Origin of the sequence: Marivivens sp. LCG002, assembly GCF_030264275.1 — a bacterium.
Lineage (GTDB): Bacteria > Pseudomonadota > Alphaproteobacteria > Rhodobacterales > Rhodobacteraceae > Marivivens.
In genome coordinates this window covers 2,862,603-2,886,369 of sequence record NZ_CP127165.1, presented here as the reverse complement: position 1 = coordinate 2,886,369, position 23,767 = coordinate 2,862,603, and the positions used below count along the sequence as shown (strand labels likewise).

Annotated in this window: 23 protein-coding genes; 16 read left to right on the top strand and 7 right to left on the bottom strand. The window is 52.2% G+C overall.

What is annotated here, in order from left to right; translation table 11 throughout:
• Positions 1-13 precede the first annotated feature (13 nt).
• The 8 genes from tsaE (at position 14) to hslU (ending at position 10,775) form a co-directional block, all read left to right on the top strand.
• Entirely contained in the window at positions 14-478 is a 465-nt protein-coding gene (gene tsaE / locus QQG91_RS14255; RefSeq protein ID WP_285770884.1) for a tRNA (adenosine(37)-N6)-threonylcarbamoyltransferase complex ATPase subunit type 1 TsaE, read from the top strand.
• Complete coding sequence (locus QQG91_RS14250; protein ID WP_285770883.1) at positions 471-1,403, top strand: aminoglycoside phosphotransferase family protein; 933 nt, start codon at positions 471-473, stop codon at positions 1,401-1,403. Before tsaE ends, QQG91_RS14250 begins: the two co-directional genes overlap by 8 nt.
• A complete protein-coding gene (locus tag QQG91_RS14245; RefSeq protein WP_285770882.1) occupies positions 1,396-2,082 on the top strand; it encodes a nucleotidyltransferase family protein in 687 nt (228 codons plus the stop codon). Before QQG91_RS14250 ends, QQG91_RS14245 begins: the two co-directional genes overlap by 8 nt.
• Positions 2,075-5,029, top strand: a complete 2,955-nt coding sequence (addB, locus tag QQG91_RS14240; RefSeq protein WP_285770881.1) for a double-strand break repair protein AddB — start codon at positions 2,075-2,077, stop codon at positions 5,027-5,029. The genes QQG91_RS14245 and addB overlap by 8 nt, the downstream gene beginning before the upstream one ends.
• Positions 5,026-8,403 carry a double-strand break repair helicase AddA gene (addA, locus tag QQG91_RS14235; protein WP_285770880.1) on the top strand — a complete coding sequence of 1,126 codons (3,378 nt, stop codon included), beginning with the start codon at positions 5,026-5,028 and terminating at the stop codon, positions 8,401-8,403. The genes addB and addA overlap by 4 nt, the downstream gene beginning before the upstream one ends.
• Positions 8,404-8,464: 61 nt before the next feature.
• On the top strand, positions 8,465-8,785 hold the full coding sequence (gene trxA, locus QQG91_RS14230) for a thioredoxin (protein ID WP_285770879.1): 321 nt from the start codon (positions 8,465-8,467) through the stop codon (positions 8,783-8,785).
• A 109-nt stretch (positions 8,786-8,894) separates the two neighbouring features.
• The gene (gene hslV, locus QQG91_RS14225; protein WP_285770878.1) at positions 8,895-9,455 is read left to right on the top strand and encodes an ATP-dependent protease subunit HslV; all 561 of its coding nucleotides are present in this window, start codon (positions 8,895-8,897) and stop codon (positions 9,453-9,455) included.
• Positions 9,456-9,467: 12 nt separating this feature from the next.
• The gene (gene hslU / locus QQG91_RS14220; RefSeq protein ID WP_285770877.1) at positions 9,468-10,775 is read left to right on the top strand and encodes an ATP-dependent protease ATPase subunit HslU; all 1,308 of its coding nucleotides are present in this window, start codon (positions 9,468-9,470) and stop codon (positions 10,773-10,775) included.
• 22 nt (positions 10,776-10,797) lie between these two features.
• Here hslU and QQG91_RS14215 read toward each other — a convergent pair whose 3' ends face one another.
• Genes QQG91_RS14215 through QQG91_RS14205 form a run of 3 tightly spaced genes read right to left on the bottom strand, consistent with a single transcriptional unit; the run spans position 10,798 to position 13,075 of the window.
• Positions 10,798-11,394 carry a Smr/MutS family protein gene (locus QQG91_RS14215; protein ID WP_285770876.1) on the bottom strand — a complete coding sequence of 199 codons (597 nt, stop codon included), beginning with the start codon at positions 11,392-11,394 and terminating at the stop codon, positions 10,798-10,800.
• Entirely contained in the window at positions 11,391-12,422 is a 1,032-nt protein-coding gene (mltA, locus tag QQG91_RS14210) for a murein transglycosylase A (RefSeq protein ID WP_502881580.1), read from the bottom strand. The genes QQG91_RS14215 and mltA overlap by 4 nt, the downstream gene beginning before the upstream one ends.
• Positions 12,419-13,075, bottom strand: a complete 657-nt coding sequence (locus QQG91_RS14205; protein ID WP_285770874.1) for a Tim44/TimA family putative adaptor protein — start codon at positions 13,073-13,075, stop codon at positions 12,419-12,421. The genes mltA and QQG91_RS14205 overlap by 4 nt, the downstream gene beginning before the upstream one ends.
• Before the next feature lie 99 nt (positions 13,076-13,174).
• Here QQG91_RS14205 and QQG91_RS14200 point away from each other — a divergent pair, with 99 nt between their 5' ends.
• Together QQG91_RS14200 and secB are read left to right on the top strand one after the other, a co-directional pair.
• Positions 13,175-13,651 (top strand): FxsA family protein, encoded by a 477-nt coding sequence (locus tag QQG91_RS14200; protein ID WP_285770873.1) that lies wholly within the window; start codon positions 13,175-13,177, stop codon positions 13,649-13,651.
• Positions 13,652-13,715: 64 nt separating this feature from the next.
• Entirely contained in the window at positions 13,716-14,201 is a 486-nt protein-coding gene (gene secB, locus QQG91_RS14195) for a protein-export chaperone SecB (protein ID WP_285770872.1), read from the top strand.
• On the opposite strand, the gene dnaQ is transcribed toward secB, so the two are convergent.
• Genes dnaQ through QQG91_RS14175 form a run of 4 tightly spaced genes read right to left on the bottom strand, consistent with a single transcriptional unit; the run spans position 14,198 to position 16,941 of the window.
• Positions 14,198-14,932, bottom strand: a complete 735-nt coding sequence (gene dnaQ, locus QQG91_RS14190) for a DNA polymerase III subunit epsilon (RefSeq protein WP_285770871.1) — start codon at positions 14,930-14,932, stop codon at positions 14,198-14,200. The two genes, secB and dnaQ, sit on opposite strands and share 4 nt — an antisense overlap.
• Positions 14,925-15,515: a dephospho-CoA kinase gene (gene coaE / locus QQG91_RS14185; RefSeq protein WP_285770870.1), complete on the bottom strand. Its 591-nt coding sequence runs from the start codon at positions 15,513-15,515 to the stop codon at positions 14,925-14,927. Before coaE ends, dnaQ begins: the two co-directional genes overlap by 8 nt.
• Positions 15,512-16,345 carry a shikimate dehydrogenase gene (locus QQG91_RS14180; protein ID WP_285770869.1) on the bottom strand — a complete coding sequence of 278 codons (834 nt, stop codon included), beginning with the start codon at positions 16,343-16,345 and terminating at the stop codon, positions 15,512-15,514. The genes coaE and QQG91_RS14180 overlap by 4 nt, the downstream gene beginning before the upstream one ends.
• Positions 16,342-16,941 (bottom strand): Maf family protein, encoded by a 600-nt coding sequence (locus QQG91_RS14175; RefSeq protein WP_285770868.1) that lies wholly within the window; start codon positions 16,939-16,941, stop codon positions 16,342-16,344. Before QQG91_RS14175 ends, QQG91_RS14180 begins: the two co-directional genes overlap by 4 nt.
• Before the next feature lie 385 nt (positions 16,942-17,326).
• On the opposite strand from QQG91_RS14175, the gene hemJ reads away from it, so the two are divergent.
• From hemJ to QQG91_RS14145, 6 genes are all read left to right on the top strand, one after another.
• On the top strand, positions 17,327-17,776 hold the full coding sequence (hemJ, locus tag QQG91_RS14170) for a protoporphyrinogen oxidase HemJ (RefSeq protein WP_285770867.1): 450 nt from the start codon (positions 17,327-17,329) through the stop codon (positions 17,774-17,776).
• 122 nt (positions 17,777-17,898) lie between these two features.
• Positions 17,899-19,173, top strand: coding sequence for a transcription termination factor Rho (gene rho, locus QQG91_RS14165; RefSeq protein WP_285770866.1), 1,275 nt, complete (start codon positions 17,899-17,901; stop codon positions 19,171-19,173).
• A gap of 27 nt (positions 19,174-19,200) precedes the next feature.
• Positions 19,201-20,481 (top strand): tRNA uridine-5-carboxymethylaminomethyl(34) synthesis GTPase MnmE, encoded by a 1,281-nt coding sequence (mnmE, locus tag QQG91_RS14160; protein ID WP_285770865.1) that lies wholly within the window; start codon positions 19,201-19,203, stop codon positions 20,479-20,481.
• Between the two features lie 3 nt (positions 20,482-20,484).
• Complete coding sequence (gene mnmG / locus QQG91_RS14155) at positions 20,485-22,362, top strand: tRNA uridine-5-carboxymethylaminomethyl(34) synthesis enzyme MnmG (protein ID WP_285770864.1); 1,878 nt, start codon at positions 20,485-20,487, stop codon at positions 22,360-22,362.
• Positions 22,359-22,967 (top strand): 16S rRNA (guanine(527)-N(7))-methyltransferase RsmG, encoded by a 609-nt coding sequence (gene rsmG, locus QQG91_RS14150; RefSeq protein WP_285770863.1) that lies wholly within the window; start codon positions 22,359-22,361, stop codon positions 22,965-22,967. Before mnmG ends, rsmG begins: the two co-directional genes overlap by 4 nt.
• Positions 22,960-23,757 (top strand): ParA family protein, encoded by a 798-nt coding sequence (locus QQG91_RS14145; RefSeq protein ID WP_285770862.1) that lies wholly within the window; start codon positions 22,960-22,962, stop codon positions 23,755-23,757. Before rsmG ends, QQG91_RS14145 begins: the two co-directional genes overlap by 8 nt.
• Positions 23,758-23,767 lie beyond the last annotated feature (10 nt).

The following is a 23,767-nucleotide window of genomic DNA, read 5'->3' as shown; positions in this document are numbered from 1 at the left end:
TACTGTGCACCTCATGGAACACGCCCTTTTTTCCCGCCGTCTTAGGACAGAAGACGAGAGCAGATCTTTTGCCCAGAAAATTGCCGATCTCCTCGGCGTTGGTGACGTCGTCTTGCTCGAAGGGGATATCGGAGCAGGCAAGACGTTCTTTGCAAGAGCAGCCATCCTGCATCTTCTTGGCTATCCCGAAGACGTTCCGTCTCCGACATTTACCATTGTTCAATCCTATAGCACAAAAATTGGGGAAATCTGGCACTGTGACCTCTATCGTCTGACCTCACCGGACGAGGCCATCGAACTTGGGCTCGACGAAGCCTTCGAAGAGGCGATTTGCCTGATCGAATGGCCGGATAGGCTTGGCGATCTTTGCCCCGAAACTGCGCTTCGCCTGCACTTCACCGCAGGTGAAACCGAGCACAAAGTCGTGGCCTTTGGCTCCTCTACATGGTTGAATCGTCTGGAGAACGTGATTGAGTGATCTCGAGCAGATCGATGATTTCTTGGATCAGACGGGTGTTGGTGATTGGGCTCGCGAACGATTGCCACAAGACGCGTCAAGCCGGCATTATTTGCGTCTCAGAGATGGTTCGTCGACTTTGATCGCCATGGTCTCGGAGCCTGACGCATCAGTCGAATCCTTCGTCAAAATGTCGGAACTACTTGTGGGCAATGGTTTATCCGCTCCGAAAGTTCTGGCGCGGAAAGGCGGCCTATTGCTGCTCGAAGATTTGGGTCAGATGCATGCGGCAGATCACATTGGGCTTTTCCCGCAAGATGAGGAGAAAATTTACCTCTGGACTGTCCAAGCGATTGCGCGAATTCAGACGATTTCACCGACATGGGACTTGCCTTTGCTAGACGCAAAGAAAGCGCGGACTCTCGCTGAACTTTTCACCGAATGGTGCGCGCCTGGTCTTGGCCAAGGCGCTTTAGAGTCCTTGGAGGAGGCGTGGCACACCCTTGAACCATATCCGCGCGTCCTATCGCTTCGTGATCTACACGCAGAGAACATCATCTGGCGACCCGAGAAAGCGGGCCTCGATCGGATCGGACTGCTTGACTTTCAGGACGCCGTTCTGACCCATCCCCTCTATGATCTAGTCTCTCTTTTGCGAGATGCGAGGCGTGATGTGAAACCTTCGACCATTCGCGCGGCGAAGTCAGAATTCCTGAATGCATCGCAAATGAATCCGAATGACTTCGAAAAGGCTTTTGCCACAATTTCGGTCCAACGTGCGCTTCGAATTCTTGGAATATTCAAGCGGTTGGAAGTTCGGGACGGAAAAACAAAGTATCGGCCCTTTATCCCGCGTATGGTTGCTTATCTCAAAGAAGATTTAAAACACCCGCACCTCGCCGAGCTTGCAAGGCATTTGGAGCAAGAAATCAAACAATATGATTGAAACAGCTTTCTTTTACGCGGCTGGATTGGGGACCCGAATGAGACCCCTTACCGAAGATCGCCCGAAGCCGTTGATCGAACTCGCGGGCAAAACCCTATTGGAGCATGCAATAGATCCAGCAAGAGCGGCTGGGATCACGAAGTTCGCGACGAATATCCATTACCTTGCAGATCAGATCAAAGAACATCCTGCGACGCGGAACTTTGTGATTTTTGACGAAAGAGAAAAACTTTTGGAAACCGGTGGCGGACTGAAGGCAGCTACAGCAATCTTAGGGGTCGCTCCGCTTTTCACAATGAACACAGATGCAGTCTGGAAAGGAGAAAATCCCTTTCAAAAGCTCGATAAACATTGGGAGCACTCCAAGATGGATGCGCTGCTACTCCTTGTTCCTACGTCTAAAGCCCGCGGATATTCGGGCAAAGGTGACTTTGAACTTGGCGGGAACGGTGAAATTCGGCGCGGGAACGGATTTGTCTATACTGGCTGTCAAATAATCGATCCTTCGGGACTTTCGGACTTTGAAGACTCGGTGTTTTCTACGAACCTTTATTGGGATCGGCTCGCCCAGAAGGGGCGGCTTTTCGGACTGGTCTATGACGGACTTTGGTGTGATGTCGGAAAGCCCGACTCCATCGCGATTGCAGAAAACATGTTAAAAGAAGCAACTGATGTTTGAACCGAGTAAGACGCCGCGCATTTTCGGCTTGGCACCGGGCGTGGACTTTGCGACAGCGCTGGTAGACGGGCTGATCGAACGAACCAAGGGTGACGATCCGTTCCTTCTTGCCCGCACCGAAGTGTTCTTGAACACGCAACGCATGGTGCGCAGGATCCAAGAGGTGTTCGACGAACGCGGGAACCTGCTGCTTCCACGACTGAGACTCGTCACGGATCTTGCGGATGAGCCTGTTGCATCCGATATCCCCCCCGCAATCGCTCCGTTGCGACGCAGGTTGGAGCTGACAAACTTTGTTGCCAAGCTCCTTGAAACTGAACCCGATCTCGCGCCTCAGTCATCGCTTTACGATTTATCCGATAGCCTTGCGGGTCTCATGGACGAAATGCACGGCGAGGGTGTCGATCCCGAGCGCGTCAATGCGCTGGATGTCACAGACCAAAGCGGACATTGGGCCCGAGCTCTCAAGTTTATCAACATCATCAGTGGTTTTTACAAAATCGCGGACTCGCATCCTGATAAGGAGGCAAGACAACGGCTTGTCGTCCAGCGTCTACTGAAGTCTTGGGCGAGCGAAGCTCCGACCCACCCTGTAATAGTTGCAGGCTCGACAGGTTCGCGGGGCACGACCGCGCTCTTGATGGAGGCAGTTTCAAAGCTACCTCAGGGCGCAGTGATCCTTCCCGGTTTTGATTTTGAAATGCCCTCGTCGGTTTGGGACAGTATGGACCGCGATACGGGCGGAGAAGATCACCCACAGTTCCGGCATAAGATTGTTGTCGAAAGAGCAGGGCTGACCAAAGGCGATGTCCCAACATGGAGCAACCATCCCTGCCCTTCACCGGAGCGCAATAAAGTCATCTCGCTTTCTCTTAGACCTGCACCGGTTACCGACCAATGGCTGAGCGAAGGACATACGCTTGGCGATCTTGTGCATGCGATGAAAGATGTGGCGTTGATCGAAGCGCCTTCCCCACGGATCGAAGCAGAGGCCATTGCGCTCGTTCTGCGCAAGGCAATGGATGACGGGAAGAAAGCGGCTCTAATCACGCCTGATCGAAACCTCACGCGTCAGGTTTCCGCGGCTTTGGTCAGATGGAACATCGAAGCCGATGATAGTGCTGGCCAGCCCCTTGCTCTTACGCCTCCCGGTCGATTCTTGCGGCAAGTCGGTGAATTGATCGGGGCGAAGCTGACGTCCGAGGACCTATTGGCGCTCCTCAAGCATCCGCTCACACACAGCAAGCGAGAGGATCGGCGCGAACATCTTTTGCGCACGCGCCGACTTGAGCTTCATATCCGTCGTCACGGCCCTGCGTTCCCAAGCCCCGAGACGATAATCGCCTGGTCAAATGGCAAAGAAGCAGAACGGGACGAGGGGCTGCGGGATTGGGGAGAATGGCTTGCAGAATGTATGCGAGACAGCGAGCAGTTAGTCGAAGCGCATCTGACAGAACTCGTCGCCTTTCACCGCGCAAAAGCAGAACTTTGGGCAGCGGGACCAAAGAGCGCTACACCAAGTGGCGCACTTTGGGACGAGGCAGCGGGGCGTAAGGCGCTTCAGGTCGTCACCGAACTCGAAGACCATGCGGACGCCGGCGGAATTCTATCCGCTCGGAATTACTTGTCGCTATTCGGTGCAATTCTCTCCAAGGGTGAAGTCCGAAATCCCGACACGGTCCACCCGATGATCCAGTTTTTAGGCACACTCGAGGCACGCGTGCAATCCGCAGACCTGATCATTCTGGGGAGCATGAACGATGGAACCTGGCCCGAAACCTCTGCACCCGACCCTTGGCTCAACAGAAAAATGCGCCGCGATGCGGGTCTATTATTGCCCGAAAGGCGCATCGGTCTTGCTGCGCATGACTACGAACAAGCTGTATCAGGAAAAGAGGTCTGGATCTCGCGTTCGATCAGATCGGATGAAGCAGAAACAGTCCCATCCCGTTGGCTTAACAGGCTTGTGAACCTGCTGAGCGGCCTCCCTGAACAAGGCGGTGATGTCGCGCTCCAGGAAATGCAGCGCAAAGGGCGCGAAATTTTGGGATATGTTGCAGCCAACGAAACCGTAGAAGAGCGCGTCCCCCCTTATCAACGCCCCTCGCCTCGCCCTCCGTTAGCCGCGCGCCCAAAAGAGCTTTCTGTTACCCAAGTCAAAACCCTAATCCGTGATCCCTACGCGATCTACGCGGACAAGGTTCTGGGCCTTCGCGCGCTCGATCCATTGGTTCAAACCGCCGACGCGCCCACACGCGGGATTGTCATCCATTCAATCCTCGAACAATTCATCAAATCTGGTGTTGAACCGCACGACCCGACAGCGCTCGAAACGTTGCTCGCAATTACAGATGCAGCGCTTGAGACGGAGTGCCCATGGCCCACAATTCGGAGGATGTGGCGGGCGAGGATTGCGCGTGTCGCGTCTTGGTTCATCGAAGGTGAAAAACAAAGGCGCGCACTGGGAACACCCAAATATTTCGAGACAAAAGGATTTCTGAAACTCGATAACCTTGATTTCATGATCAAAGGAACCGCGGATCGCATTGATGAGACCGAAGACGGAGCAGTCCTGATCTACGACTATAAATCGGGAACGGTTCCATCGGAAAAACAACAAATCCATTTCGACAAACAGCTTTTGCTCGAAGCAGCAATGGTTGAACGCGGCGCGTTCGAAGAGGTCGGGGCAAAACCCGCAAAGGCTGCAACTTACATCGGTTTGGGGAGCAATCCGGTCGAACGAAATGCGCCCTTGGAAAAACATCCCGCAGATCAAGTGTGGGATGAGTTCGGTCAACTGATCAATGCTTGGATGACATTCGAGCGCGGATATACGGCCCGACTTGCACCATTTACCGAGTCAGAAGCAGGCTATTACGATCACCTCGCCCGATTTGGGGAATGGGACCAAACAAACGAGATTGCGCCGGAGGACATGGAATGACCCTTAACGACGCGACCCTTCGTCAAATCGAGGCAGCGGACCCGAAAGCTTCGACCTGGCTTTCTGCGAATGCCGGCTCGGGTAAAACACGCGTTCTGACTGACCGCGTTGCGCGGCTTTTGCTGGATGGCGTTGATCCCGAGAACATTCTGTGTCTGACCTATACGAAAGCCGCAGCGAGCGAGATGCAGAACCGGCTTTTCAAGCGGCTCGGCAAATGGTCGATGATGTCCAACGACAATCTCGCCAAAGACTTGGCGCAGCTTGGTACCAACACCGATATCGAGACCGAAACACTTGGCAAAGCGCGCACTCTCTTCGCAAGAGCGATCGAAACACCGGGCGGTCTCAAAATCCAGACGATCCACTCATTCTGCTCGAGCATCCTTAGACGTTTCCCTCTCGAAGCCCAAGTCAGTCCGCAGTTTACGGTTCTCGAAGACAAGGATACCCAGATCCTTCGTATGGAAGTTCTGGACGAGATTTCAGAGGGCGCCCAAAGCGGCGTAGTCGATGGGATCGCTCGATATTTGAGCGATGAAGGTATCGCAAAATTCCTTTCGGAAGTTTGTTCGAAGAAGTCGACTTTCAGGTCTCCCAAAACGGATGACCAATTGCGGGCAATGTTCGATCTACCTTCCAACATGGCACCCGAGCATGCGCGCGCACCTGCTTGGATCGGCGGAGAATCGGATCTTGCCAAGCAGATTAATGATACGATCATCGCTGCGAACCTGAGCGACACGATGAAGAAATTCGGCGAAAAGCTCGTCGGGATCGATCATGATCGACGCAGTGCCAGTGATTTCGAAGCGCTTGTGTCGATCTTTTGCAGAGAGGACGGGACCTCAAAATCTGAAACATTCCCCCAAAAAGGTTGGGTTAAGATCCGAGAACAGCTGGCCGAAGTGCTCGACGATATGCATGCATGGATGGATCGAACCGCCGAGGCCTTTGAGATCGTAAAGCGAATACAGGCGTTTGAGCGGACCAAGGCGCTTTATGCTTTCGCGGCCGTGTTTCTGCCGGCTTACGAACGCAGGAAACAGTTGCTTGGTGCTCTGGATTTTGACGACGAGATCGAGAAAACGCGCGAGCTTTTGACCCAACAGGCGGTGGCCCAATGGGTGCTTTTCAAGCTTGACGGAGGGATCGACCATATTCTCGTCGATGAAGCCCAAGATACCAGCCCGGCGCAATGGGAAGTCATTCGTGCTCTGACCCAAGAATTTGCCAGCGGCGAGGGGGCTTCACCGAACCGAGATCGCACGATCTTTGTCGTAGGAGACAAAAAACAATCCATCTACTCTTTCCAAGGAGCCGACCCCGAAGGCTTTGACCGAATGCGCGAACACTTTGGTGAAGAACTCGGCAATGTCGGCAAACGGCTTAATCCCCTTGCGTTGGAATATTCGTTCCGCTCTTCAAGCGCGATCCTTTCGCTGGTCGATACAACCTTCAAAGACGAGCGATCAAAAGGGCTTGAAAAAAACGTCAAACACCGAGCGTTCAAACACGAGATGCCGGGCCGTGTTGATCTTTGGCCGGTGATCGAAGCGACCAAATCGGAAAACGAGCGCAAATGGTTCGAACCCGTCGATTCAATAAGCCAAGAGAGTCACACCGTGAGCCTGGCGAAAAAGATTGCCAGCTCTGTGCGCAAGATGATCGACACCGAGACCATTCCCGAGGAAATCAACAATACGGGCGAATTCTACCGTAGGCCAATTCGAGAGGGCGATTTTCTTATCCTCGTTCAAAGCCGCAAGCGTCTCTTTTCCGAGATCATTCGGGAACTCAAAAAGCAAAAGCTTGAGGTTGCCGGCGCTGACCGTCTCAAAATCGGCGAGGAACTCGCAGTAAAGGACATCATCGCATTGCTACGCTTCCTTGCGCTGCCCGAAGATAATCTTTCGCTCGCAAGTGCTCTCAAATCTCCTCTATTCGGGTGGAGCGAACGGGATCTATATTCGGTCGCACAAGGCCGCCCCAACGGGCAAACACTTTGGGAAGCCGTCAGAGCCAATCGCGAAAGGTTCTCGGATACATTCCAAATCATTGACGATCTAATGCGCTGGGCTGACTTCCTGCGTCCATTCGATCTCATTTCGCGGACCCTGATCAAGCACGAGGGGCGTAGAAAACTCGTTGCCCGTTTAGGAGAGGAAGTCGAAGATTCCATTGACGCACTTCTTGCCCAATCGCTGTCCTATGAGCGCAGCAACGTCCCCAATCTTACCGGTTTTCTGAGCTGGTTCGATAGTTCGGACGTCGAGGTTAAACGACAGATGGACTCGGCCGAGAACCGTATTCGGGTAATGACGGTCCACGGTTCCAAGGGCCTTGAGGCGCCTATAGTTATCCTGCCCGATACCACGAAATCCAATCGGGACATCAAAGCCACTCTGATCGGTTCGAACGACGCGCTTATGTGGAAGATGAACGCAAACACAAAACCAAAGATCACCGAGAGCGCCTATGAGGCCTATCTTGATGCACAGGACGAAGAAAAACGCAGGCTCCTGTATGTTGCGATGACGCGCGCCGAAAAATGGCTGATCGTTGCCGCTGCGGGTGACGTTGGAAAAGAGGAAAGCGACAGCTGGTACAATCTTGTCCACGACGGGATGAAATCATCGGGCGCAAAAGAGATTGATGGCGGAGTTCTGAGACTCGAAACCAACGATTGGTTGGGTCTAGACCTTCGCGCCACCGATAACCAAGTCTCGAAGCCACTATCGAAATTGACCTTTGAGACCGCGCAGCCCTTTACCAAATCCGACAAAGTGCTTTCTCCTTCCGATCTTGGTGGCGAGAAATCACTGTTCGGCGAGGCTGTCGAGGGTGACCAAGACCTCGCCAAAGCTAGGGGCAGGGTCATCCACAAACTACTTGAACATCTGCCCTTTCATCCAGCGCAGAGCCGCCAAGAAATCGGGCGCCGAATTCTTGCTTCGGATGAAGACGCCAAGCTTTTGGATACGATAGAGTCAGACTTGAACGATGTTCTTGAAATGCTAGAGAAGCCTGAATTCGCCCACCTCTTTTCTCGGGAAACGCTGAAAGAGGTCGGCTTTACAGCGAAGCTTTCCCAGCTCGGGAATAGAACTGTGCATGGTGCCATCGACGCTCTGGTGATCGAAGGCGATCTTATCACCATCGTTGACTTCAAAACCAACCGAACGCTTCCAAAGGTGCCCGAACAGACGCCAGAAGGAATTTTGCGCCAAATGGGCGCCTATGCCGCAGCGATCAAGAACATCTATCCAAACCATCGGATCAAAACACAAATCCTATGGACAACCGGCCCGACATTGATGGATTTGCCCACAGATATTGTGTCAGTCGCTCTCGATCGTGCGAGCGTCACTTGACCATCCAGACAGACCTACTTAGGTTTCGTTTTCAAGTTATATGCCGCCAAGGAGAAACCCAATGGCAACCGTTGCAGTCACCGACGATACATTCGACGCAGAAGTGCGTCAGTCCGATATTCCTGTGCTCGTAGACTTCTGGGCAGAATGGTGCGGCCCTTGCAAAATGATCGGCCCCGCTCTGGAAGAGCTCTCGGACGAGATGGCCGGCAAAATCAAAATCGTCAAAGTCAATGTTGACGAAAACCCGAACTCGCCTGCCCAGATGGGTGTGCGCGGTATTCCCGCACTTTTCGTTTTCAAAGGCGGCGAAGTCGTAGCCAATAAAGCAGGTGCTGCTCCCAAAGCGGCTCTTCAGGCTTGGATTGAATCCAGCATCTAAGGTTCTGATAAAAGATGTGAATTCGGGCGCCAATTCGGCGCCCTTTTTCGTTTGGGGTTGTAGCTGGATTGGCTGCCTACCATATTCATTTCAACTAAGGAGAGCGATAATGTCCGATAACGAATTCCCGGGTTGGCACGGCACCACAATCATCGGCGTGCGCAAAGATGGCGAGGTGGTCATTGCAGGGGATGGACAAGTCAGTTTGGGCCAGACCGTGATCAAGGGAACGGCTCGGAAAGTGCGGCGGCTGAGTGCGGCTGGCTCCGAGGTGATTTGTGGCTTTGCGGGCTCCACCGCGGATGCCTTTACTCTCCTCGAAAGACTTGAGAAGAAACTCGAGAATACTCCGGGCCAACTTGCACGAGCATGTGTCGAGCTCGCCAAGGATTGGCGCACCGACAAGTATCTTCAAAAATTGGAAGCGATGCTGATTGTCTCGGATGGCGCAGACTTGTTCGTCATTACGGGCGCAGGCGATGTCCTAGAGCCCGAACACGATGTCACCGCAATCGGGTCCGGCGGAAACTTTGCTTTGGCCGCTGCGCGTGCGCTGATGGACTCGGACAAAACCGCAGAAGAAATCGCGCGCAAAGCGATGGGAATAGCAGCCGATATTTGCGTCTATACCAACGGCAACCTGACCGTTGAATCCATCAAGAAGTCCTAAGGATCATTTATTATGACCGACCTCACACCTCGTGAAATCGTATCGGAACTCGACCGCTTTATCATCGGCCAAAATGATGCAAAGCGCGCGGTTGCAGTCGCGCTGCGTAACCGCTGGCGCCGCAAGCAACTCTCCGATGATCTGCGCGATGAGGTTTACCCCAAGAACATCCTGATGATCGGGCCCACTGGTGTCGGTAAGACCGAAATCAGTAGGCGTCTTGCAAAACTTGCCCGAGCGCCTTTCATCAAGGTGGAAGCAACGAAGTTCACCGAAGTCGGCTATGTTGGCCGCGATGTCGAGCAGATCATCCGCGATCTCGTCGATACCGCGATTCTCCAGACACGCGAATTCATGCGCGAAGATGTCAAAGCCAACGCACAACGCGCCGCAGAAGACCGAGTGATCGACGCCATTGCGGGAACCACGGCACGCGATGGAACGCGCGAAACCTTCCGCAAAAAGCTACGTTCAGGAGAACTTGATAATACAATTATCGAGCTCGAGGTCGCCGATACATCAAGCCCGCTCGGGGGTTTTGAAATTCCGGGCCAGCCCGGCGGAATGCCCGGCATGATGAACATTGGTGATCTCTTCGGCAAAGCCTTTGGAGGCCGGAAGGTCAAAAAGAAGATGACCGTTCTGGAAAGCTATGAGGTACTGATCTCGGAAGAGGCCGACAAGCTCTTGGACGATGAGACCGTCAACAAAGCGGCGATCGAAAGCGTGGAGCAAAACGGAATAGTCTTTCTCGATGAAATAGACAAAGTCTGTGCGCGCGCTGAAACGCGCGGCGCAGACGTCAGCCGTGAGGGTGTTCAGCGGGATCTTCTTCCACTTATCGAAGGGACCACAGTGAGCACCAAATATGGTCCGATCAAGACCGACCACGTCTTGTTCATTGCATCGGGTGCATTTCACGTGGCGAAACCCTCGGATCTTTTGCCCGAACTGCAAGGGCGCCTACCGATCAGGGTCGAGCTTTCAGCGCTTACCAAAGAAGATTTCGTTCGTATTTTGACCGAAACCGACAACGCGCTGACACGTCAGTACGCGGCTTTGATGGGCACCGAAGACGTGAAGGTCGAGTTCACCCCTGACGGGATCGATGCCATTGCAGAGATTGCAGCCGAGGTGAATAAATCCGTCGAGAATATCGGAGCACGTCGGCTCTATACGGTTATCGAGCGGGTATTCGAAGAGCTTTCATTTACGGCTCCGGATCGGGCAGGCGAAGAAATCAAGATCGACAGAAGCTATATCGAGCAACGCCTCGGTTCGCTTTCGCGTTCAATCGATGTAAGCCGCTACGTTCTATAGGTTTGGCGCAAGCGGTTCGCTTTTAACGTCCACGCCGCAGGTAAACATAGTAAGCCCCTTCGCCTCCATGCCGAAGGTGGGCAGGCGTGACTTGAAGAACCGCTGATGAAAGTGGCGGAAGACGGAGCCATTGCGGCACTTGATGGCGCAGGATTCCAAATCGGGTCGGGATCGGGCCACCGTCGTCCCGATCTTTGCCCTTACCCGTTATCACCAGAACCAGACGCTTGCCTTCTGAATGTGCACCAAGCACGAAAGCCACAAGTTCGGGATGGGCTTCACCAAGGGTCAGTCCATGCAAATCGAGCTTGGCCTCGGGGAGCAGTTTTCCGCGCTTCATCTTGCCGAAAGCTTTATGATCCATCTGGACCGGAGCCGAGGTCAAGGCATCGCCGATACTTGGAGCAAGATCATGCTTGACCGAAGTCTTGGCCTTTGCACCGATACGAAATTGCGAAATCGGTCGCTGGCGCGGAAGGGTAGGGGCAGGGGTCTTGGCAACAGGTGTCGGACCATGGTCAAGAACAGGCGCAACCTTTTTCTCGAGCGGTATCGTTCGTCCTGCGACAAGGCTCCAAAGCTCTCGCTCTTCTTTGCTGAGATGGCGCTTTCGTCTCACAACACGGTTTCCGGCAATAAGGCATAGGCACGCTGGATCGGCATCAAGACAATCATACGGCCCGGATCGTTCAACCTTCCGGCTTCTCGACCCGCTTTCGCGCCAGTTCCTACAAATATGTCTGCTCGCTGTGCACCCTTGATCGCAGAACCGGTGTCCTGAGCGATCATCAATCTGTTGATCGGGTCCGAGCCTTGTTTTTCGATCCACACAGGTGCGCCCAATGTAGTGAACTCCGGATCGACGGCTATGCTTCGCATCGCGGTGATCGAACGGTTCATCGCTCCAAGGGGGCCTTTGTCTGAAGGAACCTCGCTGACTTCGCGGAAAAAGACAAAACTGTCGTTAACCCAGAGCAACTCCCGGCCATCGACCGGATTGTTTTTCACCCAGTTGCGAATGACTTGGGCAGACACCTGATGTTCGGTGTAAACGCCGCGCCGCACAAGCTCGCGGCCGATCGAGGAATACTCGTGCCCATTCTTACCACCAAAGCCTACACGGATCGAACGCCCATCTTGAAGACGTATACGTCCCGAACCCTGAACCTGAAGGAAAAAGACATCGACAGGATCATCGAGCCAAGCAATCTCGAGGCCGCGACCTTCGAGCGCTCGACCTTCTTCGATTTGACGCCTTGTCAGCCATGGGGCACCCGAAACTTCAGGCGGCTTTGAATAGATCGGGAAACGGAAGCGCGAAGTAGGGACTGCGCTTCCTTCAAGCTCGGGCTCGAAATAACCGGTAAAGACCATAGGTGCGCCATCTTCGATCAGAACAGGCACAAAAAATCGCTCGAAGAAATCACGCGCATTGGTTGCTGTTTTGGCGATGGGACAAAGCGCTTTCCAATCAGGATCGCCAATATCCTCGCAGGTCTCGGAGAAAACGGCCAAAGCGGCCGAATGGTCATCATCCACCCAGCCGCTTAGCTCCGAGAAATCGAGCAAGGTATGTTTTGTCTTGGCCATGGCACCAGCCGCCAAAGTTAAAAAAACCGCTAATGTGCTAGCGATTCGTGCAATCATTCGCCCGTCGCAATCAAGAACCAATTCGGATCTTCCGAACTTAGATCACGCGCAAACGTCCAAACGTCTTTTTGCTTTTTGATCGCGTGCTGGCTACCTTCTACGACTTGGCCTTCGGCATTCTCGACGACATAGCTCAGCTCACCTACAAAACGGACGCTCACTTCGCCTTCCTTGGTCTCTTCGTCGAATTCGGCATCATGGATTGCCAATTCCGAAATACCGATAAACTCGGCTTTAACGACAAGACCCTGTTCTTCACGTTGCTTCACAACCGAGGAAAAGACGTCGAAAACATCGTCGGAAATGAAAGGCCGGATCGAATCCAGATCGCCCTTTTCAAAGCCCATCAGGATCATCTCATAGGCTCCACGCGCACCTTGTAGAAAGCCGGAGACGTTGAAATCGGGATCCACACGCTTCATTGCTGCAAGCGCGCGGGCAGAGCTGCTTCCATCGGGAACGTGGTCGATGATGTCATGATCGGGACCCCCCTCGATCACTTCAAAATTTCGACGTTCTTTTGGCGCTGCATCGCGCACGACATTCGGCTTTTCAAACCCTTCTCGGGTGCCCAACACGCTCCGTAGCCGCAGGATCAAGAATATGGCGATCCCGGCGAGCACCAGAAGTTGGATAATCGGAGCGTTCATTGTTACCTCTTTCTGCGAAGGCGTAGAAACTTGGATACTTCGCACTTATGTAGGTTAGCGTCATGGTCAAGTCTACCTCGGGTGGGAAAGGATAACAAAATGTGGCTTCTCTTTGCTTTTATTCTCGTACCACTCATCGAAATCGGCCTTTTCATACAGGTTGGAGGAGCTATCGGGCTCTGGCCGACGCTTGCAATCGTGCTTTTGACGGCAGTGGCGGGTTCTTATCTTGTGCGCAGTCAAGGTGCGCGAGAGCTTTCGAACCTTCGCAATTCGTTCGGAACAATGCGTGATCCTTCCGAACCACTGGCCAATGGAGCTATGATCCTCTTCGCTGGTGCTCTTCTTCTTACGCCGGGGTTTTTCACTGACTTTGTCGGATTCTTGCTGCTTTTCCCGCCATTCCGCGCAGCAGCTTACAAATGGGTCCGGTCCAAAGTGAAAACCCAGAGTTTTGCATTCGAGTCGCACCAAACAAGCCAATTCCGGCAAACAACCATTATCGAAGGTGAGTTCGAAGACCTTGAACGACGCCCGAACGATCAGAACAGTCCTTCGGGATGGACAAAACACTGACTTTGCATTGAGCCTGTCAAGCAGGGCTGGTAGACATGCGCGACAGATTTTCAGGGAGACAAAAATGTCCGAAGAGACCTCCGCAGCTGAACAGCAGCAGCCGCAAATCAAACAGCGCATCATCGCGCAATATGTCCGTGACCTTTCCTTCGAGAATATCTTGGCTCAGAAGGGGGCAAATGCCGAAGGTCAGCCCGAGATGTCGATCAAAGTGAACCTCGATGCCCGTAAGCGCGCCGAAAACACCTATGAAGTCATCACTAAGCTGAACGTTTCTGCCAACAGCAAAGAGAACAAAGAGCCGCTCTTTATTCTCGAAGTCGAATACGCCGGTGTGTTCCACATCGAAGGCGTTCCCGAGGAACAACTTCACCCTTACCTGTTGATCGAGTGCCCGCGTATGACCTTCCCGTTCATCCGCCGCATTGTCAGCGATGTTTCTCGTGATGGCGGCTTCCCGCCACTGAACCTCGAGAACATCGACTTCCTGTCGATCTATCGCAACGAGCTTGCGCGCCGCGCCGAAGCTCAGAAAGCTCAGATCAACTAACCAAGCTTTTTCCAGATTGAGCCGTCGCCCATCTTGTCTACAAAGGCTTGATGCGCGGCGGCTTCTTCTTGGGTAATGCGCGACGCGAGCCGTGTTCCGCGCGGCATTGGTCGCCAATCTTCCTGAATATCGACGGTCTCTTTCTTGACCTTTGACGGACCCGCAAGGACAAGATCCGGCTGCCGACCTCCGATCAGTTCAAGATAAACTTCTGCGAGGATTTCACTGTCGAGCAAAGCGCCGTGCAAAGTTCGCGAGGAGTTATCAATTCCAAATCGACGACACAGGGCATCGAGTGAGGCAGGAGATCCTGGAAACTTGCGTCTTGCGATGGCAAGCGTATCAATTGCGCGGTCATTACTGATCTTGGGCAGCCCGAGCCAACCCAACTCTGCGTTCAAGAACTTCATATCGAAAGCAGCATTGTGGATGACCAGTTTGGACTCACCTATGAAGTCCAGAAAATCCTGTGCGTGCGCCTTGAATACCTTTTTGTCTCTCAATGTAACCTGACCTTTTTCAGGCTTTTGAGGCGGTTCGAGAAGATCAGGCCCGATGCCGTGCACTTTAAAGGCGTCCGCAGGCATCGAACGTTCCGGATTAATATAAACGTGGAACGTTTTTCCTGTCGGCATATGGTTCAGAAGCTCAAGGCAACCGATCTCGACCAGACGGTCACCACTTTCGGGTTCAAAACCGGTTGTTTCGGTATCGAGTACGATTTCACGCATCTTGCAATTTGCTCCTGATCTCTTTGATCAAATTTGTCACATCTTCTCGGGTTTGTTCCAATGAGAGTGTCTCGATGATGTGATCTGCCTTTGACCGTTTCTGTTTATCTGACATTTGGCGTGAAAGAATGAATTCGAACTGCTCTTGAGTCATTCCAGGACGCGACAAAACCCGTTCCTTCTGGAGCGCCTCAGGTGCTGAAACGACCAAAACAGAGTTTAACCAAGCCTCGGCTCCCGTTTCGAACAGGAGCGGAATATCAAACACAAGAATGTCTGACACGGTTTTCTTGAAGTCTTCGCGATCTTTTGCAAGGAGTGGATGAACAATTTTCTCGATCAATCCGAGCAAGGATCGATCGCTGGAAATCCTGCTTTTCAACACTTCTCGCGAAACCGATCCATTGACGATCGCGTCGGGTATCAACTCGCCAATCGGAGCAACCGCAGCGCCCCCTAAGGCATAGAGTTTATGGACGCAGTCATCCGCATCCCAAACAGGAATACCCTGATCACGGAATATTTGGGCAGTGGTCGACTTGCCCATTCCAATTGATCCGGTCAGCCCGAGCAGCCAAGTCATGAGAGGGCGACACGCCGTGTTTCGTCATCGACCTCTGGCATTTTGCCGAACCAGCGCTCAAATCCTGGTGCAGCCTGATGCAGCAGCATGCCCAATCCATCAACGGTGACACACCCCGCTTCCTTTGCAGTTTTGAGCAAAGTGGTTTCAAGCGGTTCATAAACGATATCGGTGACAACCGTATCCGAGCGCAATCCATCAAGGGGGACCCGAAACTCGGTTTTTCCGCTCATACCAAGGGAAGTCGTATTCACGATTGTGCCAGCATCCTCGACCACATTACCGGCTTGGACCCACTCCACAACGCGAACGCGTGCACCGAACTCGGACTTGAGCATGTCTGCGTTATGTCGTGTCCGGTTGGTCAAAATGATTTCGGGCACACCCGCATCAAGAAGAGAACAAATAACAGCGCGGGAGGCGCCGCCCGCGCCGAAAACCAGGGCTGGACCTGATTTAGGATCCCAGCTTGGAGCGCCTTGTTTAAGAGAAGCGATGAATCCGTAACCGTCGGTGTTGTCTGCGTGGATCTTACCTTCGGCCGTAAAGGTCAGCGTATTGGCCGCGCCAATCAGTGTTGCTCGATCAGTGACTATATCTGCGATGCCAAGAACAGAAACTTTATGCGGTATCGTCACGTTTATTCCGCGAAAGCCCAACTTGGGCAGTGAACGAAGCACCGTCTCTAGGTCATCGTGTTCCACGTGCATCGGCACATAAAACCCTTTGATCCCGTATTTCTTGAGCCAATGGCCATGGATCAAAGGGGAGCGGGAATGTGAAATGGGGTTACCGATCACACCTGCCAATGGAATTTTTGTTTCACTCATCTGTGCAATACCCCTCTTACCTTGAGATACCCGATGAGCTCTATCATCGGCAAACCCAGAATTGTGAAATAATCACCTTCAATCGCAGTGAATAAACGAAGGCCTTCTTCCTCGAGTTTGTATCCCCCGACCGAATGGCGAATGCTTTCCCAGTTCCGCTCTACATAGTCCCCGAGATAGGCGTCAGAGGACATATCCATAGTCAGCCGAGCAACACCGACGTGCCGCCAAACTGGTTCACCCTTATCGTATATGACTGCAGCTGAAAGAAGCTTGTGCTCTTTTCCTCTCATGGCCTTTAGCTGAACGAGCGCTTGATCTTTGGTCGTTGGTTTCGAAAGGACATCACCTTTGAAATCAAGAACCTGATCACACCCGAGCACCATAGCTTCGAGATTCCTGTTGGCGACCTTGAGAGCTTTCATCTCCGCCAACGCATCTGCCACGTCTCGAGTTGTCGCACCGTCTGAAACAAGGGACGCCTTGACCGTTTCCTCATCCACACGCGCTTTCTCCACCAAGTGATCGATACCTGCGTTTCTAAGCAAGGTGCTCCTGATTTCAGAACCAGAGGCGAGGATCAGAGGGATATTCATGTGGATAAAACCTAGGACAGACTGTGAGGGGTTTGTGCATGCTTGACCGGTTTTAGTCTCGTCCCGCTCAGGGCGCAATTCTTACCGAAAGAATGCCCTGTCGGTCCCATGAATATCCACGGTGGATGAGGATAACTGACCTTTGTGAACAACTTTGGTGTCCAAGAGAGTCAAGACGTTAAGTTGTGAAAAATACTCTGTTCGTCTCTCGTCAAACACTTGAAAATAAATAATTTTAATAGATGCGTTCAGCAGGCGCTATGTCTCATGGCCTGTGCATAACAAGTGGGAGGAATCTTTGAACAAGGGTTATCCACAGTAAATCAACTACTACATCTTTCTTTTATCTTTCTTTATAAAGGTAAGAAGAAAAGAGGGCCTAAGAATGACTGACTTCCTGATTGCCGTGTATCCATACGTAAAGTCGCTTCACATTGTTTCGGTGATCTCATGGATGGCAGGGATGTTCTACCTACCACGGCTTTTCGTCTATCATGCCGAGAAAGCCAAAATCGGCTCTGAGCTCGACGAAACCTTCAAGGTGATGGAATACAAGCTTCTTCGTCTGATTATGAACCCTGCTATGATTGCAACTTGGGTCTTCGGATTGATGCTCGTATTCACACCGGGCGTGGTCGATTGGACGCTTCCTTGGTCTTGGGTCAAAGCGGCCGCTGTCATTGCAATGAGCGCCATGCATGGATGGCTCTCCAAGCGCCGTAAAGAGTTTGCCAAAGGTGGCAACACTCGCTCTGGTAAGACTTTTCGTATGGCGAACGAAGTTCCAACAATCTTGATGCTACTGATTGTTTTCGCGGTTGTGGTTAAGTTCTGAGAAGCTTTCGTTGACTCATCTAAGTAATCCGCTTATGCGAATTGGACCCTCCCGTCCGGTGAGGTTGCTTCACTGTTTTTACCGCTGATCTACAACTCTTCGAGTTGCGAAAGGACTTTGCCGTGTCCAAATACCGTCTGAATCTCGCCGACCTTAAAGCTAAGAGCCCGAAAGATCTTCTTTCGATGGCTGAAGAGCTCGAGATCGAAAACGCGTCCACCATGCGCAAGGGCGATATGATGTTCGCCATTCTCAAGGAGCGCGCCGAAGACGAGTGGGTCATCGGTGGTGATGGTGTACTCGAGGTTCTTCAGGACGGTTTTGGATTCCTCCGTTCCCCAGAGGCAAATTATCTTCCCGGTCCTGACGATATTTACGTCTCGCCGGATATGATCCGACATTTTTCGCTTCGCACAGGTGATACCGTTTCCGGTGTGATCCAGGAACCTGGCGATAACGAGCGTTATTTCGCGCTGGTAAGCGTTGAACAGATCAACTTTGAAGATCCCGAGAAGGCGCGCCACAAGGTTGCATTTGATAACCTGACTCCGCTTTATCCCGATGAACGCCTCAAGATGGAGATCGAAGACGATCCGACCATCAAGGACCGTTCTGCGCGGATCATCGACCTCGTTGCCCCAATTGGTAAGGGTCAACGTTCATTGATCGTTGCACCGCCTCGCACCGGTAAAACCGTTCTTCTTCAGAATATTGCGCATTCGATCGAGCAGAACCACCCAGAGTGCTATCTGATTGTCCTGTTGATCGACGAACGACCCGAAGAAGTCACCGACATGCAGCGTTCGGTGAGGGGCGAAGTAGTATCTTCGACCTTCGACGAACCCGCTTCGCGTCACGTCGCGGTTGCCGAGATGGTTATTGAGAAAGCGAAGCGACTCGTTGAGCATAAACGAGATGTAGTAATTCTTCTGGACTCCATAACAAGACTTGGTAGAGCCTATAACACAACGGTGCCATCTTCGGGTAAAGTCCTTACCGGTGGCGTTGACGCCAACGCGCTTCAGCGCCCCAAACGTTTCTTTGGTGCCGCACGTAACATCGAAGAGGGTGGCTCTTTGACCATCATTGCAACAGCCCTGATCGATACAGGTTCGCGTATGGACGAGGTTATCTTTGAAGAGTTCAAGGGTACGGGTAACTCTGAAATCGTTCTTGATCGTAAGGTCGCCGATAAGCGTGTCTTCCCTGCGATGGATATCCTCAAGTCGGGTACTCGTAAGGAAGATCTCCTTGTTGATAAGGTCGATCTGCAGAAAACCTACGTGCTTCGTCGTATCTTGAACCCGATGGGCACAACGGATGCTATCGAGTTTCTGATTTCCAAGCTCAAGCAAACAAAGACAAATTCGGATTTCTTCGACTCGATGAACACCTAAGGCCGGTTTAGGCAAAGGATTGCTCGGATGGAGACGATTTTCGCCCTCGCTTCGGCGCCGGGGAAAGCTGGCGTTGCCGTGGTCCGGATATCCGGGCCGCGAGCTTTTGTTGCGGTAGAGAAGCTTTGTGGCTCGATTCCATCGAGCCGCGGCTTGCGGAAAATCCAAGACTTGGACGGTTCACTTATCGATGAAGCATTTGTCATCGTTTTTCGTGATGGCAAAAGTTTTACCGGAGAAGATGTTGTTGAACTTCATCTTCATGGCAGTGTCGCAATCGTTTCGTCGGTTCTAAGGTTATTGTCCGAACAAGATGGGCTTCGTCAGGCTGAGGCGGGCGAATTTACCCGTCGAGCAATGTTGAATGGTCGGCTCGACCTCGCCCAAGTCGAAGGCCTTGCCGATCTGGTTGAAGCTGAAACAGAAGCTCAAAGAAAGCAGGCCATACGCGTTTTTTCAGGTCACCTTGGTGAGCGAGTTGATCGTTGGCGGGCGAAACTTGTTCGAGCTGCTGCTCTTGTCGAAGCAACGATAGACTTTGTCGATGAGGATGTTCCCGTGGATGTATATCCAGAGGTGCGAACGCTCCTTTCAGAGGTGCACAGTGAAGTCACAAAGGAAGCCGACGGTGTTCGTATAGCTGAGCGAGTTCGTCAGGGTTTCGAGGTTGCGATCGTTGGTGCTCCTAATGTTGGTAAATCGACTTTGCTCAATCGGTTGGCGGGTCGCGAAGCAGCGATTACCTCGGACATTGCGGGCACTACTCGCGATGTTATCGAAGTTCGGATGGACTTGGACGGGCTTCCGGTCACGTTCCTCGACACCGCTGGACTTCGCGAGTCCACAGATATCGTCGAGGGGATCGGGATCGAGCGTGGAAAGCAACGTGCTGAACAAGCGGATGTAAGAATTCACCTTTTGCTGGATGGGGACAGTCCGCTTCTCGAAGTGCAAAAGGAGGACATTGTCGCTTTTGCCAAGTCTGACCTGAGCGAAGCATCTGGTTTCTCGATCTCGGCAAGAACCGGCCGCGGTATTGACGAGCTTGTTTCCAAAGTTTCATCAATTTTAAAGGGGCGCACAGCTTCGATCGGAACCGCCATGCGCGAGCGGCATCGCACAAGCCTTGTTGGTGGGGCGCGGGCCCTTGATATTGCGCTTGATCAGCTCTCGCAGGGTGACCCGATTCCTGATATCTTGGCCGAGGATATAAGAGCCGCGATCCTTCGCTTGGATTCGTTGGTTGGAAGAGTTGATGTCGAGGATCTTCTGGACGAGATTTTCTCGAGTTTCTGCATCGGTAAGTGAGGAATGTTTCACGTGAAACAAAACGACTTTGATGTGATCGTTGTTGGCGGTGGGCACGCGGGGACGGAGGCTGCCCATGCTTCCGCGCGCATGGGGGCGAAGACAGCACTTGTCACGCTCTCTAGGTCGAATATTGGCGTGATGTCATGCAATCCGGCAATAGGTGGGCTTGGAAAAGGTCACCTGGTGCGCGAAATTGACGCTCTGGACGGCGTCATGGGGCGCGTTGCCGACTTGGCAGGTATCCAGTTTCGTCTCTTGAACCGGAAAAAGGGGCCAGCTGTTCAAGGCCCGAGAGCGCAAGCTGATCGGCAGATTTATCGCACTGAAATGCTCAAATTGACCGAGCAGCAGGAAGGTTTGACGATTATCGAGGGTGAGGTTGCCGACCTTATCCAGGAAAGCGACAAGATTAGCGGCGTCGTACTTGCAGATGGATCGCAGATTTCAGCGCATGCTGTCATCCTCACCACTGGAACGTTTCTTCGCGGCGTGATTCATATCGGTGATCAGAAAAGTCGAGGCGGGCGGATCGGAGATAAACCTTCTGATTTGCTCGCGCAAAGGCTGGACTCGTTTGGACTGCCGCTGGGTCGCCTCAAGACGGGAACTCCGCCGCGTTTGGATGGTAGGACGATAAAGTGGGATCAGTTGGAGTCACAGCCGGGTGATGAGGAACCGGAGCTGTTTTCGTTTTTGTCGACCACAGTTTCCGCACGGCAGATCGCTTGTGGTATCACCCACACGAACGAAAAAACTCATCAGATCATTACAGATAACATCCACCGCTCTGCCATGTATGGTGGTCATATCGAAGGTGTTGGACCCAGATACTGTCCATCGATCGAGGATAAGGTGGTGCGCTTTGCTGATAAGGCTTCGCATCAAGTTTTCTTGGAGCCTGAGGGTCTCGGTGATCACACGATTTATCCTAATGGAATATCCACCTCGCTCCCTATTGACGTGCAGGAACAATACGTCCGCTCGATCTATGGCCTTGAAGATGTTATAATTCTTCAGCCAGGATACGCGATTGAATATGACTATGTTGATCCTCGGTCATTATCTTCGACTCTGGAGCTTAAAACAATCAGCGGTCTTTATCTCGCGGGTCAAATCAACGGCACGACAGGTTATGAAGAAGCTGCCGCTCAAGGTTTGATTGCCGGACTTAATGCTGCTGCTTCAGCCAAAGAAGCTGACAGAATTGAGTTCAGCCGAACAACTTCCTACTTCGGTGTCATGGTTGATGATCTCATAACCCGAGGAGTGACCGAGCCTTACAGGATGTTTACATCGCGTGCTGAGTTCAGGCTCTCGCTTCGTGCCGATAACGCGGACCAGAGGTTGACCGAGTTTGGTCGCAAGGTGGGTTGCGTTGGGGCAAACCGAATGGCTTTGTTCCAAGAGAAGATGGAAAAGATTTCGTCTCTCAAACAGGAACTCGAGCAAATACGGGTTACGGCAAAATCAATTGCTTCAACCGGCTCTAAGTTGAACCCTGAAAGCGATAGCCGTAGTGCGCTTCAAGCGCTCGCCCTCTCGGATTTTGACGAAACAGATCTTTTGTCCATCGTAAATCTGCCCCGCGATGCAAATATGGCCGCATTGCGCCAGATCAAACGTGACGCTCTATACTCGAATTATATCGAGCGACAGGCACAAGATATTCAGACGCTTCAGAAAGAAGATGCGCTCAAGCTTGATGTGGATCTTGATTATGCATCAATTCAGGGACTTTCAAACGAATTAAGGCTCAAGCTTGAACGTATTCGCCCGGAGTCGATTGGACAGGCTTCTCGGATTGAAGGAATGACGCCTGCTGCGTTGATGTTGCTGATTTCCAAAGTTCGTTCCAAAGACATGAAGCGTTCTGCATGACATCTTATATCGGTCAAGATGTTTCACGTGAAACAATGGAAAGACTTAAGGGATTTGAGCAACTTGTTCAAAAATGGAACCCGACCATCAATCTTGTCTCGAAGAATGATCTGACAAACCTGTGGGAGAGGCATATCGTAGACTCCCTCCAGGTCGCAAACGAATGCACGGCCTATGAAAAGTGGGTTGATATTGGATCAGGGGGAGGTTTCCCGGGTGTGATAGTTGCCATCGTTGCGAAAGAGAAAAACTCTAGCGCGACGCATACCTTTATTGAGAGCGATCTAAGAAAGGGCACTTTCCTGCGTACGGCGATCAGAGAACTTGATCTGAATGCGACAGTAATCACAAGGCGCATTGAAGAGACAGAACCCCAGCAAGCCGACGTCTTGTCGGCGAGAGCACTCGCTACGCTTGATAAGCTGTTTGGTTTTGCAGAACAGCACTTGAAAAAAGACGGTCAGGCAATTTTTCCAAAGGGCCAATCCGCTTCAAAAGAAATAGAGGAAGCCGAGAAAAGCTGGCATTTTTCATATCGACGCATTCAAAGCACAACCAACCCTGAAGCATCTCTTTTAGTTTGTAGGAATATCGAGCGTGTCTGATTTAGACAGAATTACCGCACCAAAAATCATATCGGTCACCAATCAAAAGGGTGGGGTGGGTAAAACAACGACAACCATCAACCTTTGTGCTGCCTTGGCCGAGCTTGGTCGACGTGTTTTGTTGGTTGATCTGGACCCGCAGGGGAACGCATCCACAGGTCTTGGAATAAATCCCGAAGACCGCGACTACACGACGTATGATCTGTTGGCTGGAGATGCGACGCTCTTTGATGCAATCAAGCAGACCGATGTAGAAAACTTACAGATAATCCCTGCAACGACTGATCTGAGCTCGGCAGATCTGGAACTAATCAGCAATGAAAAGCGCAGCTTTCTTTTGCACGACGCTTTGCGTCAGTCATCGATCGATGCGTTTGCGTTCGACTATATTCTGATCGATTGCCCGCCTTCGCTGAACATTTTGACGATTAATGCTTTGGTCGCATCGCAGTCGGTCATTATTCCTTTGCAAAGCGAGTTTTACGCTTTGGAAGGTCTATCTCAGTTGATGTTGACCATTCGAGAGGTTCGTCAGAGTGCGAACCGTAACCTTAGGATCGAAGGTGTGCTGTTGACGATGTACGATCGTCGGAACAACCTATCGCAGCAGGTGGAGGAAGATGCTCGGTCAAACCTCGGGGAGCTGGTTTTCAATACCATTATCCCTCGAAATGTGCGATTGAGCGAAGCTCCGTCATTTGCCATGTCGATCTTGCAATATGATAGTGCGTCACGAGGGAGCGAAGCTTATCGCGAATTGGCACAAGAAATAGTAGCCCGCGAGGCTTGAAGGGAGATAT